The 15427-nt window shown below is 71.2% G+C and carries 14 protein-coding genes; 10 read left to right on the forward strand and 4 right to left on the reverse strand.

From position 1 onward, the window contains the following. Positions 1 to 73 precede the first annotated feature (73 nt). Positions 74 to 589, forward strand: coding sequence for a YceI family protein (locus ABZ896_RS13705; protein ID WP_360926851.1), 516 nt, complete (start codon positions 74 to 76; stop codon positions 587 to 589). On the opposite strand, the gene ABZ896_RS13710 is transcribed toward ABZ896_RS13705, so the two are convergent. Continuing rightward, on the reverse strand, positions 570 to 2294 hold the full coding sequence (locus ABZ896_RS13710; protein ID WP_360926854.1) for a hypothetical protein: 1725 nt from the start codon (positions 2292 to 2294) through the stop codon (positions 570 to 572). The genes ABZ896_RS13705 and ABZ896_RS13710 overlap by 20 nt on opposite strands. Before the next feature lie 213 nt (positions 2295 to 2507). Here ABZ896_RS13710 and ABZ896_RS13715 point away from each other — a divergent pair, with 213 nt between their 5' ends. The 4 genes from ABZ896_RS13715 (at position 2508) to ABZ896_RS13730 (ending at position 5182) form a co-directional block, all read left to right on the forward strand. Beyond that, positions 2508 to 2906: a cell division protein SepF gene (locus ABZ896_RS13715; RefSeq protein ID WP_360926857.1), complete on the forward strand. Its 399-nt coding sequence runs from the start codon at positions 2508 to 2510 to the stop codon at positions 2904 to 2906. 78 nt (positions 2907 to 2984) lie between these two features. Next, positions 2985 to 4235 (forward strand): ATP-binding protein, encoded by a 1251-nt coding sequence (locus tag ABZ896_RS13720; protein ID WP_360926860.1) that lies wholly within the window; start codon positions 2985 to 2987, stop codon positions 4233 to 4235. After that, on the forward strand, positions 4232 to 4558 hold the full coding sequence (locus ABZ896_RS13725) for a nucleotide pyrophosphohydrolase (RefSeq protein WP_360926863.1): 327 nt from the start codon (positions 4232 to 4234) through the stop codon (positions 4556 to 4558). The genes ABZ896_RS13720 and ABZ896_RS13725 overlap by 4 nt, the downstream gene beginning before the upstream one ends. Before the next feature lie 153 nt (positions 4559 to 4711). Beyond that, positions 4712 to 5182, forward strand: coding sequence for a DUF6099 family protein (locus ABZ896_RS13730; RefSeq protein WP_360926866.1), 471 nt, complete (start codon positions 4712 to 4714; stop codon positions 5180 to 5182). Between the two features lie 324 nt (positions 5183 to 5506). Here the strand turns inward: ABZ896_RS13730 and ABZ896_RS13735 are convergent, their stop codons facing one another. After that, positions 5507 to 5662 (reverse strand): hypothetical protein, encoded by a 156-nt coding sequence (locus tag ABZ896_RS13735; protein ID WP_360926869.1) that lies wholly within the window; start codon positions 5660 to 5662, stop codon positions 5507 to 5509. 144 nt (positions 5663 to 5806) lie between these two features. Here ABZ896_RS13735 and ABZ896_RS13740 point away from each other — a divergent pair, with 144 nt between their 5' ends. From ABZ896_RS13740 to ABZ896_RS13750, 3 genes are all read left to right on the forward strand, one after another. After that, on the forward strand, positions 5807 to 6730 hold the full coding sequence (locus tag ABZ896_RS13740; protein WP_360926872.1) for an LLM class F420-dependent oxidoreductase: 924 nt from the start codon (positions 5807 to 5809) through the stop codon (positions 6728 to 6730). A 132-nt stretch (positions 6731 to 6862) separates the two neighbouring features. Then, positions 6863 to 8332 (forward strand): 3' terminal RNA ribose 2'-O-methyltransferase Hen1, encoded by a 1470-nt coding sequence (locus ABZ896_RS13745; protein WP_360926875.1) that lies wholly within the window; start codon positions 6863 to 6865, stop codon positions 8330 to 8332. Continuing rightward, positions 8329 to 10872, forward strand: coding sequence for a polynucleotide kinase-phosphatase (locus ABZ896_RS13750; protein WP_360926878.1), 2544 nt, complete (start codon positions 8329 to 8331; stop codon positions 10870 to 10872). The genes ABZ896_RS13745 and ABZ896_RS13750 overlap by 4 nt, the downstream gene beginning before the upstream one ends. Positions 10873 to 10907: 35 nt before the next feature. On the opposite strand, the gene ABZ896_RS13755 is transcribed toward ABZ896_RS13750, so the two are convergent. Further along, the gene (locus ABZ896_RS13755; RefSeq protein ID WP_360926881.1) at positions 10908 to 11810 is read right to left on the reverse strand and encodes a hypothetical protein; all 903 of its coding nucleotides are present in this window, start codon (positions 11808 to 11810) and stop codon (positions 10908 to 10910) included. Continuing rightward, a complete protein-coding gene (locus ABZ896_RS13760) occupies positions 11807 to 13009 on the reverse strand; it encodes an SPFH domain-containing protein (protein WP_360926884.1) in 1203 nt (400 codons plus the stop codon). The genes ABZ896_RS13755 and ABZ896_RS13760 overlap by 4 nt, the downstream gene beginning before the upstream one ends. A gap of 120 nt (positions 13010 to 13129) precedes the next feature. Between ABZ896_RS13760 and ABZ896_RS13765 the strand changes: the two genes are divergently transcribed. Beyond that, positions 13130 to 14353: an arginine deiminase gene (locus tag ABZ896_RS13765; protein ID WP_360926887.1), complete on the forward strand. Its 1224-nt coding sequence runs from the start codon at positions 13130 to 13132 to the stop codon at positions 14351 to 14353. A gap of 61 nt (positions 14354 to 14414) precedes the next feature. Beyond that, positions 14415 to 15422: an ornithine carbamoyltransferase gene (gene argF / locus ABZ896_RS13770; RefSeq protein WP_360926889.1), complete on the forward strand. Its 1008-nt coding sequence runs from the start codon at positions 14415 to 14417 to the stop codon at positions 15420 to 15422. Positions 15423 to 15427 lie beyond the last annotated feature (5 nt).

Here is a 15427-nt window from a genome sequence, read left to right on the forward strand (position 1 = left end):
GTAGCTGTTGTTCAAATTTGGAGTATCGGCTAGCGTGGCGTCATCCAAATTTGGACTATGTGAGTGAGGAACCATGACCGTCGCCGTCGAAACCGGAACCTGGCAGCTCGACCGGACCGCCACCACCGTCGCCCTGAAGCACAAGACGATGTGGGGCCTGGTCACCGTGAAGGGCGCCTTCGCCACCGTCGACGGCCAGGGCGAGGTGCGCGCCGACGGCTCCGCGGTCGGCACGATCACCCTCGACGCCGCCTCCCTCGACACCAAGAACGCCAAGCGCGACGAGCACCTGCGCGGAGCCGACTTCTTCGATGTCGCCAACCACCCCGAGATCACCTTCGCGGTGCGCAGCGCGGAGCTGCGCGACGGTGACCAGGTGCACGTGATCGGTCAGCTGACCGTACGCGGGATCAGCCGCCCCCAGTCCTTCACCGCGCAGCTCACCGACGCGAGCGCCGACGCGCTCACCGTGAACGCCGAATTCTCCGTGGACCGTGCGCAGTTCGGCCTGGGCTGGAACCAGATGGGCATGATCCGCGGCCTCACCACGGTCACCGCCGCCCTGCGCTTCAAGCGGTCGGCAGCGTGACGTAGGCGCTCGACAGTGTCTGCGGCGAGGCCGTGAACACCCGCAGCCGGACCCGCTGATGCCGGTGCGGCAGGGCGTACGACCCGCCGGGCGGCCGTAGTTCGTAGACGGCCGTGGTGTGCGCGGGCAGCGTCGCCGGGCCCCGCAGCACCGAGAAGTACGGGTACATGCCCTGGCCCTTGGTGAGGGTGAAGTGCGGGGTCAGCGCCTCGTCGTCGTGGTTGGTGACCCGCAGGGTCAGCCGCGTCAGGGTGCGCTCCCCGGCCTTCAGCGCGGTGACCCTGAGGTCCAGCGGCGGCGATCCGGTCGCCGCCAGCACCGCGCTCGCCAGCGCCGGGACCAGCAGCAGACCGGCCGCCGCGGCCCGCGCCGGGCGCCGGCGCGGGCCGGACAGGAGGCGCGGCCGCGGCTGCCAGGCCCGGACGAACTCCGAGTGCGGCGCGGTCACCGCCCCCGCCAGCCACAGCGGGGTCATCATCAGGTAGTAACCGTCCTGCGAACGGGTCGCCAGCCAGAAGGCGCACCACGGCAGGACGGTCGCCGCCGGGCCGAGCCGCCGGATGAACAGCACGAACAGCCCCAGCAGCCCGGCGAGCAGCAGGATGCTCGCGTGCGAGTACCAGTCGATCCGGTCGCTGCCGTTCGTGAGGTACAGCGACACGTCCACCAGCCCCTGGCCGTGCAGCACCGCGCCCTGGATGATCGGCAGCGCGATCCCCTCCAGCCAGGCGCCGGGCCGGCTCACCAGGAAGTACGTGTTGATCAGCAGCCATACGACGGCCGCCGCGCCGGCGAACCGCAGCAGCAGCCCCGCCGCCGCCCGCGCGCCCAGCTCCCCGCGCCGCAGCGAGTACAGGCCCGCGAGCAGGAACGGCGCTACGAACCACGGCAGTTGCTGTGCCGCGCAGGCCGCGCCCAGACAGGCCCCCTGCGCCAGACCGGCCGGACCGAGCCGCCCGCCCCGGCCGATCCGGGGCCAGCGCACCACCACCGGCACCAGCAGGGCCAGCGCGAGGACCGCAGGGTAGCCGAGCCTGCCGTACATCGGCAGGAACGAGAAGCCGAGGCACACCATCGTCGCCGCCGACCGCCACGGCGTGGGCAGCAACCACCACAGGACGACCGTGCCGGCCAGCAGAGCGCCCATACTCACCGCGATCGCCGGCACGGCGCCGTGCCCGAGCCACAGCAGGGGCGCGGTGAGCAGCGGGGCGAGCGGGGGATAGCCGTACGTGTAGTCGTAGCCGCCCGTCACGGTCGGCGTCACCGCGACGCCGTCGCGGCCGAACAGCCAGGGCCAGGCATGGCCGTAGATCCCGTGCCCGGCGACCAGTTCGCGGGCCGCCTGGGTGGTGAGGGCGGCCTCGTCGGAGCCGCGGTGGAACAGGACGGCGGTGCACGCGGCGAGGATCAGCCCGGTCACCAGCACGCACAGGTCGACGCGCGCGAGTGATCGGCGCGAGCGCACCGTCAGCGCGAGCACCCCGCAGCCCAGGACCGACGCGTAGCAGACGGAGATGACCAGGGCGAGCGAGATCCGGTGCGTGGCCGCCTGGGTCCACACGTTTCTCGTGCCGATGAGGAGACTGACGTCCGCGAGCACGGTGAGCACACGGTGCCACTGCGCGGGCGGTTCGGGAGCGGCGGACACCGCCGGCTGGGTCCGCCGGACGGGAGCCGACAGCTGGGTATCTGCCAGGAGCACGACATCGGACGCTAAACGGACGCGGTGAGCGGCGAGGCGACGGAGGCCAAGAGTCCGGTGTGAGGGCAGTAAGACCCTTTCGTCGGGGTGCGGTGTGGCGGGAAGCGTGCGCCGGGGCGGTCGCGCACCGTGTCGCTGTTGGGCCGAACAGGTGACTTGGCGTAAGAATTGGCTGGTGCAGGCATTGAAGGCGAGTCGAAACGGGGGGAACCGGTGAGCAGGTACGACGTCACCGACGAACAGTGGGAGGGACTCGCCCAGGTCGTTCCGTTGCGCGGCCGGGACGCCTGGCCGTCCGCGGTGGGCCATCGGGCCCTGCCGGACGCGGTCACCGAGACCCGGCGGCGCTTCGTCGTCCTTCGGGTCAACGTCTTCGCGGACGCGCGCGAGGTCGCGGAGACGCTGATGGCCGGGATACCCGTACTGCTCGACCTCACCGGGGCGGAGACGGAGGTCGCGAAACGGGTCCTCGACTTCAGCACGGGGGTGGTTTTCGGCCTGGCGAGCTCGATGCACCGGGTGGACCGGAATGTCTTTCTGCTGACGCCGGCGGGGACCGAGGTGACGGGGTTGATGGAGGGGGCGGCGGGGGCCGCGGGCGCCGGTTCGTGAGGCGGGGCGTTCGCCCGAACGTAGGAAGGTGCTGAGGGCGGAACGGTTCTTCTGTCGGCGGAGTCCTACGGTCCGGATATGGCCGCTCCCCCCACGTTCCGTGTCTCCACCACGCCTCTTGAAGCTTCCGCGTCCGCCGAGCCGTTGGTTCCTCCGCAGGCCCCTCCGCCGGACGGCGAGCGGCGCCTGGAGAAGCCCTGTCTCACCGAGTTACGGCTCTCCGCCTACGCCTCCCACCGGCGCGCCCGGTTCCCGCTCGGGCCGCTCACCCTCCTCGCCGGGCCCAGCGGCAGCGGCAAGACCAGTGCGCTTCGGGCCTACGAGGCGCTCGCGCGGCTCGGTGGCGGCGCGGACCTCGCCGAGGTGTTCCCCGACCCCGTCGCCTGCGTCCCCGACCGGGCCCGGCCCGACGCCCAGCACCGCCGTGGCTTCCGCATCGGCTGTACGGCCGACGGACCCGAAGGCGCGGTCCGGCTCGACGTCGCCGTCCAGGCCGAACCCGAACTGCGCATCGTGGGCGAGCGGTTGACCGTCGACGGACTCGTGCTGCTGGAGACCGCCCTGCGCGACCCCTCCCGCCGTGCCGTACAGGCCGCCTGGCACACCGCCGGAGCCACCCCGGTCACCCGCGCCCCGCTCCCCGACGACCGGCTCGGCACCGCGCTGCTGCCGCTCCGTGTCGCCGGCAAGACCGACGGACAGCGGCGGGTCCTCGCCGCCGCCGAGCAGATGGTGGTGGCCCTGCGCTCCGTCTTCGCCTGCGACCCGCGGCCCGGCCGGATGCGGCTGCCCGTCCCGACCGGCTCCGGACGGCTCCTCGGCGGCTGCGACAACCTCGCCGACGTCCTGTTCCGTACGCGTGCGGAGTGCGGGCGACGGCACGGGCTGCTCGTCGAGGCGGTGCGTGCGGGATGCGCCGGGCCGGTCGCCGACCTGCTCGCCGAGCCGGTCGCGGGTGGCGCGGTGCGGGCGCTGCTCGACCGGGGGGACGGGTTCCGTACGGAGCTGGGGCGGCTGGGCGACGGGGAGTTGAGGTATCTGGCGCTCGCCCTTGTGCTGCTCACCGGGCCCGGGGTGCTGGCCGTCGATCCCGTGGGGGAGGTGCCGGCGGCGATGCAGACGCTGACCGTGCTGGCCGACGATCTCGACCGGTGCCTTGACGTACGGCAGCGGGGGGAGTTGCTGCGGCTGGCCGGGCGGATGTGTGAGCGTGGGCATATTCGGCTGGTGGGGACGGTGCGTGACGTGTCGTGGGTCGTCGGTGCGGTGGGTGGGGGTGACGGTGATGCCGGGGGCGGCGGAGTTACGGTGGTACACCTTGAGCCGTGACTGAACCTCTCGACGTGGTGAAACTCCAGCGGCGGCTGGTGGAGTTCGCCGCGGCCCGCAACTGGCAGCCGTACCACACGCCCAAGAACCTCGTCGCCGCGCTCAGCGTCGAGGCGTCCGAACTGGTCGAGATCTTCCAGTGGTTGACGCCCGAGGAGTCCGCGCGGGTGATGGACGACCCCGACACCGCGCACCGCGTCACGGACGAGATCGCGGATGTGCTCGCGTATCTGCTGCAGCTGTGTGCGGTGCTCGGGGTCGATCCGTTGGCGGCGCTGGACGCGAAGATCGACCGGAACGAGCTCCGGTTTCCGGCGCCGTAAGGAGCCGTTCGATCCGCCTTTACTCTCTGTGACGAAAATCTGGTCTGAAACCGATTCGTTGTCCACAGATTTCCGTCTACCTCTGGCTTTTCGTTCCGAGTGAACTCACTCTGGGTAGTGGACAAGGGAGTTGGTTACGGACGGGGGCAGCCGATGGACGCGGTGCGGCTCATCGTGACGAGCAGGCGGGCCCTGGCGGGGAGCGGTGGGGCGCCTCAGGTCATGGCCGAGGTGTGGCAGGCGCAGGCGCTGGCGCAGGCGATAGGGAGCCGGCTCGCGGTGGCCGGGCCGCCGGAACTGCGGGGGGAGGCGCTGGGGTTGACGGAGCTGGCGGGGCGGGGGTGTGGGGTGCTGTCGCGTCCGGACATCTCCGTGGAGCAGTTGCGGGCGGCGCAGTTGACGGAGTTGGGGGATGCGCGTCAGGCGTTGCTGTGTCTGGGTGGGTTACTGGGGGAGGTGGGGATCGCGTTGGTCGGGCTTGCCTGTGCGGCGGATGACGAGACGACGTACTGGCAGTGTATGGAGGCGATCGATGCGGCGGATGAGTCTCGGGATCGGGTGGTGCAGATGTTGCGAAGACTGGCGGATCGGGGGGAAGGGGTGCCGGAGCGGGAGGCCGGGTAGTTGTGTGCGGCTTGGTGGGGGCGGGCGTTTTGCGCAGTTCCCCGCGCCCCTGAAAGATGCGCCTACGGTTCGGTGGTGGGTCGGGGCCGGGGGCGGGGGGTATCCGTCCTCGGTCCGGCGGTGCTGTTGATTGAGATGTGCTGGGTAATGGACGCCGGCCGCTGCGGGCGGACACCCCCCGCCCCCGTCCCCTCACCGCCGTACGCGGCCACACAAAACAAGGGCGTCCAGGTGAGCTTTTTTAGGGGCGCGGGGAACTGCGCGACCAGCCCCCACTTACCCGCACCCGCCCTACGACCTGACCCGGCATCCCCCCCATCCGCGTCAGTCCTCCCGGCGGTCCTCCGTGGCTCGGCCCGAGGACTGCAGATCCGCGTCCAACGCCGACAGGTCCGCATTGAGCGCCGCCATCAACTCCTCCATCTGCTGCAGCAACCCCTTCGGCTGCCCAACAAGCGGCGGTACGGTCTCTTCGCTCACGACGGCCTCCTCAGCCCAGGGCCCCCGGCAGGGACCCGTTCCGCCCGAGCCAACGATCACCGAAGGGGCTGGTCACTGGGATGGTCACCCCGTAGCCGTGGGGCCGGTGATTTTTCACTCGACCGGGCACAGCAGGATGGAGGTATGGATCTCCGTATCTTCACCGAGCCCCAGCAGGGGGCCACGTACGACACCCTTCTCACCGTCGCCAAGGCCACTGAGGATCTTGGCTTTGATGCCTTTTTCCGGTCCGACCACTATCTGAAAATGGGGGACGGCGACGGGCTCCCCGGTCCCACCGACGCCTGGATAACCCTCGCGGGGCTGGCCCGTGAGACGAAGCGGATACGGCTGGGCACGTTGATGACCGCCGGGACGTTCCGGCTGCCCGGTGTGCTCGCCATTCAGGTCGCGCAGGTCGACCAGATGTCCGGTGGGCGCGTCGAACTGGGCCTGGGTGCGGGCTGGTTCGAGGAGGAGCACGCGGCGTACGGCATTCCGTTCCCGAAGGAGAAGTTCCCGCGGCTGGAGGAGCAGCTGGAGATCGTCACGGGGCTGTGGGCCACCGAGGCGGGCGGGACCTTCGACTTCCACGGCACGTACTACGACCTGACCAAGTCGCCCGCGCTGCCGAAGCCGGCGCAGGAGAAGATCCCGGTGCTGATCGGCGGGCACGGCGCCCAGCGCACCCCGCGGCTCGCCGCCCGGTACGCCGACGAGTTCAACATGCCCTTCGCCTCGGTCGAGGACAGCGAGGCGCAGTTCGGGCGGGTCCGGGCGGCCGCCGAGGAGGCCGGGCGCGGGGCCGACGCGATCACCTTCTCCAACGCCCTCGTCGTGTGCGTCGGCAAGGACGACCAGGAGGTGGCCCGCCGTGCCGCCGCCATCGGGCGTGACGTCGACGAGTTGAGGGCAAACGGGCTCGCGGGTACTCCGGACGAGGTCGTCGAGAAGATCGGCCGCTACGCCGGGATCGGCTCCCGGCGCCTGTACCTCCAGGTCCTCGACCTCTCCGACCTGGACCACCTGGAGCTGATCTCGGCACGGGTCCAGTCGCAGCTGTCGTAAATCGAAGGCACTGGTCGGAGCCCCTGTGCGAAGCTGAGGACGTCGTCCTGCCGAGCCCCCAGGATCACCCTTCCTGGGGGCTTTCGCACGCACGGCGCCCTGACCCTTCCACCGGCCGGAGAGGCCCTCCGCATGTTCCTGACCATCACCACCACCGGCACACCCGACCGCCCCGCCACCGACCTCGGCTACCTGCTGCACAAGCATCCCGGGAAGGCGCAGGTCTTCTCCACGTCGTACGGGAAGGCTCATGTCCTGTACCCCGAGGCGGAGGATCAGCGGTGCACGGCCGCGCTGTTGCTGGAGGTCGACGCGGTGGCGCTGGTGCGGCGGGGGAAGGGGAAGGGGCGTGGCGGTGCGCCGGACGCGGCGCTCGCGCAGTACGTCAACGACCGTCCGTACGCGGCCTCTTCGCTGCTGGCGGTGGCGTTGAGCGCCGTGTTCTCCAGTGCCATGCGCGGGGTCTGCACGGCGCGTCCCGAACTGCCGGGTCAGGCACGGCCGTTGCGCATCGAGGTGCCTGTGCTGCCGGCGCGTGGTGGTCCCGATCTCGTACGGCGGCTTTTCGAGCCGCTCGGGTGGGAGGTACGGGTCGAGGCCGTGCCGCTGGACGTGGAGTTCCCCGAGTGGGGTGATTCGCGGTACGTGCGGCTCGAACTGGAGTCCACGCAGCTGACCGTCTCCGACGCGTTGCGTCATCTGTATGTGCTGCTGCCCGTCCTCGATGACGCCAAGCACTACTGGGTCTCCGCGGACGAGGTCGACAAGCTGATGCGGGCCGGTGGCGCCTGGCTGTACCACCACCCCGAGGTGAAGCTGATCACCAACCGTTACCTGTCCCGTCGTTGGTCGCTGACCCGCGAGGCGATGGAGCGGCTGGAGCTGGTGCGGCTCGCCGAGGCCGACGACAGTGAGGTCGAGGAGATCGACAACGCCGTCGAGGCGGAGACCGAGACCGAGGAGCGGCCCACCCCGCTCGCCGTGCAGCGCCGGGACGCCATCCTGGACGCGCTGCGGGTCTCCGGGGCCGCCCGCGTGCTCGATCTCGGGTGCGGGCAGGGGCAGTTGGTGCAGGCGCTGCTGAAGGACGTCCGGTTCACCGAGATCGTCGGGGTCGACGTGTCGGTGCGGGCGCTCACCATCGCCTCGCGGCGGCTCAAGCTGGACCGCATGGGGGAGCGGCAGGCCTCCCGGGTCAAGCTCTTCCAGGGCTCGCTGGCCTACACCGACAACCGGCTCAAGGGGTACGACGCCGCCGTGCTGAGCGAGGTCATCGAGCACCTCGACCTGCCCCGGCTGCCCGCCCTGGAGTACGCCGTGTTCGGTGCCGCGCGGCCGCGGACCGTGCTCGTGACGACCCCCAATGTGGAGTACAACGTCCGGTGGGAGTCGCTGCCCGCCGGTCATGTCCGGCACGGCGACCACCGGTTCGAGTGGACCCGTGAGGAATTCAGGGCGTGGGCCGGGGCCGTGGCCGAACGGCACGGGTACGCCGTGGAGTTTGTGGCCGTCGGACCCGACGACCCCGAGGTGGGGCCGCCCACGCAGATGGCCGTGTTCGAGCAGAGGAACCTGAACGAGAAGGAGGCGAAGGCAGCATGACCGAGACGCAGCAGCAGGGACGGGTCCTCCCCGTCACCGACCTCTCCCTGGTCGTCCTCGTCGGCGCTTCCGGCTCCGGCAAGTCCACCTTTGCGCACCGGCACTTCAAGCCGACCGAGGTCATCTCCTCCGACTTCTGCCGTGGGCTCGTCTCGGACGACGAGAACGACCAGGGCGCGACCAAGGACGCCTTCGACGTCCTGCACTACATCGCGGGCAAGCGGCTCGCCGCCGGCCGTCGTACGGTCGTCGACGCGACCAGCGTCCAGTCGGACTCCCGGCGCCAACTGATCGACCTGGCCAAGCAGTACGACGTACTGCCCATCGCCATCGTCCTGGACGTCCCGGAGGAGGTGTGCGCCGAGCGCAACGCGGGCCGCACCGACCGGGCCGACATGCCGATCCGTGTCATCAAGCGGCACATCCGTGAACTCCGCCGTTCAATAAGGCAGTTGGAGCGCGAGGGCTTCCGCAAGGTGCACATCCTGCGCGGGGCCGAGGAGGTGGACCGGGCGAGTGTCGTCACCGAGAAGCGGTTCAACGACCTGACCCACCTCACCGGGCCCTTCGACATCGTCGGCGACATCCACGGCTGCGCCGCCGAACTGGAGTCGCTGCTGGGCAAGTTGGGCTATGTCGACGGCGTGCACCCCGAGGGTCGTACCGCGGTCTTCGTCGGCGACCTCGTCGACCGCGGGCCCGACAGCCCGGGCGTGCTGCGCCGGGTGATGGCGATGGTGAAGTCGGGCAACGCGCTGTGCGTGCCGGGCAACCACGAGAACAAGTACGGCCGTTACCTCAAGGGCCGCAAGGTCCAGCACACCCACGGCCTCGCCGAGACCATCGAGCAGATGGAGCAGGTCTCCGACGCGTTCCGGGCCGAGGTGAGGGAGTTCATCGACGGACTCGTCAGCCACTACGTCCTCGACGGCGGCCGTCTGGTCGTCTGTCACGCCGGGCTGCCCGAGAAGTACCACGGCCGCACCTCCGGCCGGGTCCGCTCGCACGCCCTCTACGGCGAAACGACCGGTGAGACCGACGAGTTCGGGCTGCCGGTGCGCTACCCGTGGGCGGAGGACTACCGGGGCCGGGCCGCGGTCGTCTACGGCCACACCCCCGTCCCGGAGGCGACCTGGCTCAACAACACCATCTGCTTGGACACCGGCGCCGTCTTCGGCGGCAAGCTGACCGCGCTGCGCTGGCCGGAGCGGCAGCTGGTCGACGTACCGGCGCAGCAGGTCTGGTACGAGCCGACCCGGCCGCTGCGGTCGGAGGCACCCGGCGGGCACGACGGACGGCCGCTCGACCTCGCCGACGTGCACGGCCGCCGCGCGGTCGAGACCCGGCACGCGGGCCGGGTCGCGGTGCGCGAGGAGAACGCGGCGGCGGCCCTGGAGGTCATGAGCCGCTTCGCGGTCGACCCGAGGCTGCTGCCGTACCTGCCCCCGACCATGGCACCGACGGCGACCAGCCGGGTGGACGGCTACCTGGAGCACCCGCGGGAGGCCTTCGCGCAGTACGCCGAGGACGGGGTCGCGCGGGTCGTGTGCGAGGAGAAGCACATGGGCTCGCGGGCGGTCGCCCTGGTGTGCCGGGACGCGGAGACGGCTCGCAGGCGCTTCGGCGTGGACGGACCGACGGGCTCGCTCTACACCCGTACCGGCCGGCCGTTCTTCGACGACCCCCAGGTGACGGAGGCGATCCTCGACCGCCTGCGCACGGCGGTCGGCGAGGCCGGGCTGTGGACCGAACTGGACACAGACTGGCTGCTGTTGGACGCCGAGCTGATGCCGTGGTCGCTGAAGGCGGGCGGGCTGCTGCGCTCGCAGTACGCCGCTGTCGGCGCCGCCTCCGGGGCGGTGTTCCCGGGTGCGCTGGCCGCGCTGGAGGGCGCGACGGCCCGGGGCGTGGACGTGTCGGACCTGCTGGCCCGCCAGCGTGAACGCGCCGACGCGGCAACGGCGTTCACCGCCGCGTACCGGCGCTACTGCTGGACCACCGACGGCCTCGACGGCGTCCGGCTGGCGCCGTTCCAGATCCTCGCGGTCCAGGGCCGCAGCCTCGCCGGGATCGGACACGACGAGCAACTGGCCCTGCTGGACCGGCTGGTGGAGCACGACGGCACCGGACTGCTGCAGACCACCCGGCGCCTGTACGTCGACACCGGCGACCCGGAGTCGGTGCGGGCGGGCGTCGACTGGTGGCTGGAGATGACCGGGCGCGGCGGCGAGGGCATGGTCGTCAAGCCGCTCGGCGCGCTGGCGCGGAGCGGGGAGGGCCGTCTGGTGCAGCCCGGCATCAAGTGCCGTGGCCGGGAGTACCTGCGGATCATCTACGGCCCCGAGTACACCCGCCCGGAGAACCTCGACCGCCTCCGCAGGAGGTTCCTCAACCACAAGCGCTCCCTCGCCATCCGCGAGTACGCACTCGGCCTGGAGGCCCTGGACCGCCTGGCGGAGGGCGAGCCGCTGTGGCGGGTCCACGAGGCGGTGTTCGGGGTACTGGCACTGGAGTCGGAGCCGGTGGACCCGAGGCTGTGATGTCGGGCCGGTGGCGGCAGAGTCGGGTGGCGTCGTCACCCCACCAGCCGCAACCGCTCCCCACAAACCCCCACCTCCACCGACTGCCCCCACGTCAGCTCCACCGCGTCCCCCTCCATCCCGTCCCCGAACGCGATCAGCCGTTCGCACTCGACCGTGAGGCGGAGGCGGGTCGTGGTCGTGAGGAGGCCGGAGACGTGGGTCGTGCCGGTGGTGGGGGAGGGCCAGGCCTCGCGGACGAACCAGAGGAGGCGGGGGGCGGTGGGGGCGGGCAGCGGCAGCTGGGCGCCTCGCTCCTGCCAGACCGAGCGGAGCCAGCCCGTGGCGCCCGTGCCCGTCCCCACCAGCACCCCGGACGAAGCCTGGGCCTCGACGACACCCCCGTCGTCCTCCAGGCCCAGGCGGTATCGGGCGGTCTGGTGGCCGGCCGCGCCCAGGTAGATCTCGTTCAGCGCGACCAGCCGTTGCGTGTCGTCGGCGACCGCCTCGACCATCGTCAGTTCGTCGACCCCGGTCGCGGCCGCCCGACCGGCCGCCGCCAGCAGCTTCGCGGTGTCCCGCGGCCGGTGCCGTACCAGCACGCCCGGGTTGCGGCCGGGGTCCGCGTCGATGCCCAACACCGGTTGTCCGGACAGGTACTTGGCGACGTTCGCCACCAGCCCGTCCTGGCCGACAACGACCACGACGTCCTCCGGCGCGAACAGGAAGCGGTCCAAGTCGGCGCGCTCCACCCGGGCCTGACGCCACGTCAGGGGGATGGCCGCAGCCACCTCGGCCAGCGCCCCGCGTACGCGGTGGTGCCGCTCGGCGACCTCCTCGATGTCCCGGTCCCGCGACCGCAGGAAGTACGCCGCCTGCCCGTGCGTGCCGTGGTGGGCCACCAACTCCTCGTACTCCGTGGTGCGGTGGACGAGGACGACCCGGGGCGCGAGGCTCACTCCGGCTCCCGCGCGCCCAGCTTCGCGAGCAGACCCGTCAGGACGTCCGGCGAGATCGTCACGCTGTCGATCTGCGGCAGGTTCTCCGCGAGCCGTGTCCCGGTGAGCGCGTGCAGCGTCGCCACGTCGACCTCGCCGTGCACCCGCAGCCAGGCCGCCTGCGCCGCGGCCCGCGCCTCACCCAGCTCGCGCGCCCCTTCGGCCTCCGCCCGGGCCAGTCGTACGGCCTTCGCGGCCTCCGCCTCCGCGAGCCGCTCGGTCCGCTGGGCCTCGGCGTCGGCGAGCCGCACCGCCCGCGCGGCCTCCGCCTCCGCGAGCTTCACCGACCGGGCCGCCTCCGCCTCCGTGAGCCGGACCGACCGCTGGGCCTCCGCCTCGGCCGCCTTGACCGTGCGGGTCGCCTCGGCCTCGGCCACCTTGACGGTCCGCGCCGCCTCCGCGTCCGCCCGTACCGCGTCCGCCGCCGCCTGCTCCTCCGCCTCGCGCCGCGTGTTCGTACCGCGCTGTTCGACCAGCTGCTCCTCGCGGCGGGCGAGTTCGATCTGGCTGGCGAGTTCGTTCTCGGCGATCGCGCGCTCCCGCTCGACGGCGACGGCCCGGCGCTCGTACGTCGCCCGGTCGGCCTCCTGCTGGATCTGCTCCCGCGCGGGAGTGCGCAGCGCCCGCTCCACCTCGGGCTCCGGACGCAGCGCCATCACCCGGATGGCCACCAGCTCGATGCCGGTCGCCGGGAGCCGCGGCTCCGCCGTGAGGCCCGCCGCGACCCGTTCCCGTACCGCCGCCACCCCGTCGACGAGCGCCGCGGACAACGGAGTTCGGGCCAGTACGTCGAGCGCGTGCTGCTGGGCCGTCTCCGTCAGCAGGGTCCCCAGCTGCTCCAGCGGGGTGCCCCGCCACACGCCGGTGTCCGGGTCGATGGAGAAGTCGAGTCGGGCCGCGGCGAGCGCCGGGTCGCCGATCCGGTAGGTCACCGTCGCCTGCACCGCCACGTCCTGGAAGTCGGACGTACGGGCATGGAAGGTCATCGCCAACTCCCGGTCGTCGACCGGCACTTCGGAGAGCGCGGCGGTCAGCGCCCGGTACCAGAAGCTGAGCCCCGGCCCGTCGTGCAGCAGCCTGCCGCCCCGGTGGTGCCGGATGTGCGCCGTCGGTGCGCCGCGCAGATGGCGCCAGCCCAGGCGCCGGTTGATGTCGGCCACGAGACCCCCTCTTTTCGTCTCTGAGACGATAAGCGGCGCGTCTTCTTATCGTCAAGAGGACGAGAAAAAGAAACCGGCGACCGGCGGGTCAAGACGGCCTTCGATGGTCAGGATGGAGGCATGGGATTCCATGTCGACTCCGAGGCCGGGCGGCTGCGCCGCGTCATCCTGCACCGGCCGGATCTCGAGCTCAAAAGGCTCACCCCCAGCAACAAGGACGCGCTGCTCTTCGATGACGTGCTCTGGGTGCGCCGGGCGCGCGCCGAGCACGACGGGTTCGCCGACGTGCTGCGCGACCGCGGGGTCGCCGTCCACCTCTTCGGCGACCTGCTCACCGAGGCCCTGGCGATCCCGGCGGCCCGCTCCCTCGTCCTGGACCGCGTCTTCGACGAGAAGGAGTACGGCCCGCTCGCCACCGACCACCTCAGGGCCGCCTTCGAGACGCTGCCCGCCCCCGAGCTGGCCGAGGCCCTCGTCGGCGGGATGACCAAGCGCGAGTTCCTCGAAGCGCACGAGGAACCGACCTCCGTGCGCTTCCACGTCATGGACCTCGACGACTTCCTCCTCGCCCCGCTCCCCAACCACCTCTTCACCCGCGACACCTCCGCCTGGATCTACGACGGTGTCGCCGTCAACGCGATGAGATGGCCGGCCCGGCAGCGCGAGACGGTCCACTTCGAGGCGATCTACCGGCACCACCCCCTCTTCCGTGACGAAACGTTCCGCGTCTGGTCCGAGGGGCAGGCCGACTACCCCTCGACCATCGAGGGCGGGGACGTCCTGGTCATCGGCAACGGCGCCGTCCTCATCGGCATGAGCGAGCGCACCACGCCCCAGGCCGTCGAGATGCTCGCGCACAAGCTGTTCGCCGCGGGTTCCGCGCAGACCATCGTGGCCCTGGACATGCCGAAGCGGCGGGCCTTCATGCACCTGGACACGGTGATGACGATGGTCGACGGCGACACCTTCACCCAGTACGCCGGGCTCGGCATGCTGCGGTCGTACACCATCGAGCCGGGCGTCGGCGACAAGGAGCTGAAGGTCACCGACCACCCTCCGGAGCACATGCACCGCGCGATCGCCGCCGCCCTCGGCCTCGACGCGATCCGGGTGCTGACCGCGACCCAGGACGTGCACGCGGCCGAGCGCGAGCAGTGGGACGACGGCTGCAACGTCCTCGCCGTCGAGCCGGGCGTCGTCGTCGCCTACGAGCGCAACGCCACCACCAACACCCATCTGCGCAAGCGGGGCATCGAGGTCATCGAGATCCCGGGCAGCGAGCTGGGGCGGGGGAGGGGAGGGCCGCGCTGTATGAGCTGTCCGGTCGAACGTGATGTCGTATAGAAATGCAAAACTTCGTATAGACTTCCAAGGGTAGTTGTCCCCGCACTCCTGGAGCGCCCCCATGGCGACAGTCCCGACCGCCCTCGCCGGGCGTCACTTCCTCAAGGAGCTCGACTTCACCGGGTCCGAGTTCCTCGGTCTCGTCGAGCTGGCCGCCGAGCTCAAGGCCGCGAAGAAGTCCGGGACGGAGACGCGGTACCTGAGCGGGAAGAACATCGCGCTGATCTTCGAGAAGACCTCGACGCGCACCCGGTGCGCGTTCGAGGTCGCCGCCGCCGACCAGGGCGCCTCGACGACCTACCTCGACCCGTCGGGCTCGCAGATAGGGCACAAGGAGTCCGTGAAGGACACCGCGCGCGTGCTCGGCCGTATGTACGACGGGATCCAGTACCGCGGCGACAGCCAGCAGAAGGTCGAGGAGCTGGCCGCGTTCGCCGGGGTCCCCGTCTACAACGGCCTCACCGACGACTGGCACCCCACCCAGATGCTCGCCGACGTGCTCACCATGACCGAGCACACCGCGAAGCCGGTCGCCGGGATCGCCTTCGCCTACCTCGGCGACGCCCGCTTCAACATGGGCAACTCCTACCTGGTCACCGGCGCGCTGCTCGGCATGGACGTGCGGATCGTGGCGCCGAAGACGTACTGGCCCGCGCCGGAGATCGTCGAGCGGGCCCGGACGCTCGCCGTGGACAGCGGGGCGCGGATCACCCTCACCGAGTCGCTGGAGGAGGGGGTCGGCGGAGCCGACTTCGTCGCCACGGACGTCTGGGTCTCCATGGGCGAGCCCAAGGAGGTCTGGGACGAGCGGATCGGCGCGCTCGCCCCGTACGCCGTGACCATGGACGTCCTGCGGGCCACCGGCAACCCGGACGTCAAGTTCCTGCACTGCCTCCCGGCCTTCCACGACCTCGGCACCAAGGTCGGCCAGGAGATCTTCGAGACCCACGGCCTCACCTCACTTGAGGTCACGGACGAGGTCTTCGAGTCCGCCCATTCGGTCGTCTTCGACGAGGCGGAGAACCGCCTGCACACGATCAAGGCGGTCCTGGTCGCGACGCTGGCCTGAGACGG

This window comes from Streptomyces sp. NPDC047072 (assembly GCF_040643855.1).
Lineage (GTDB): Bacteria > Actinomycetota > Actinomycetes > Streptomycetales > Streptomycetaceae > Streptomyces.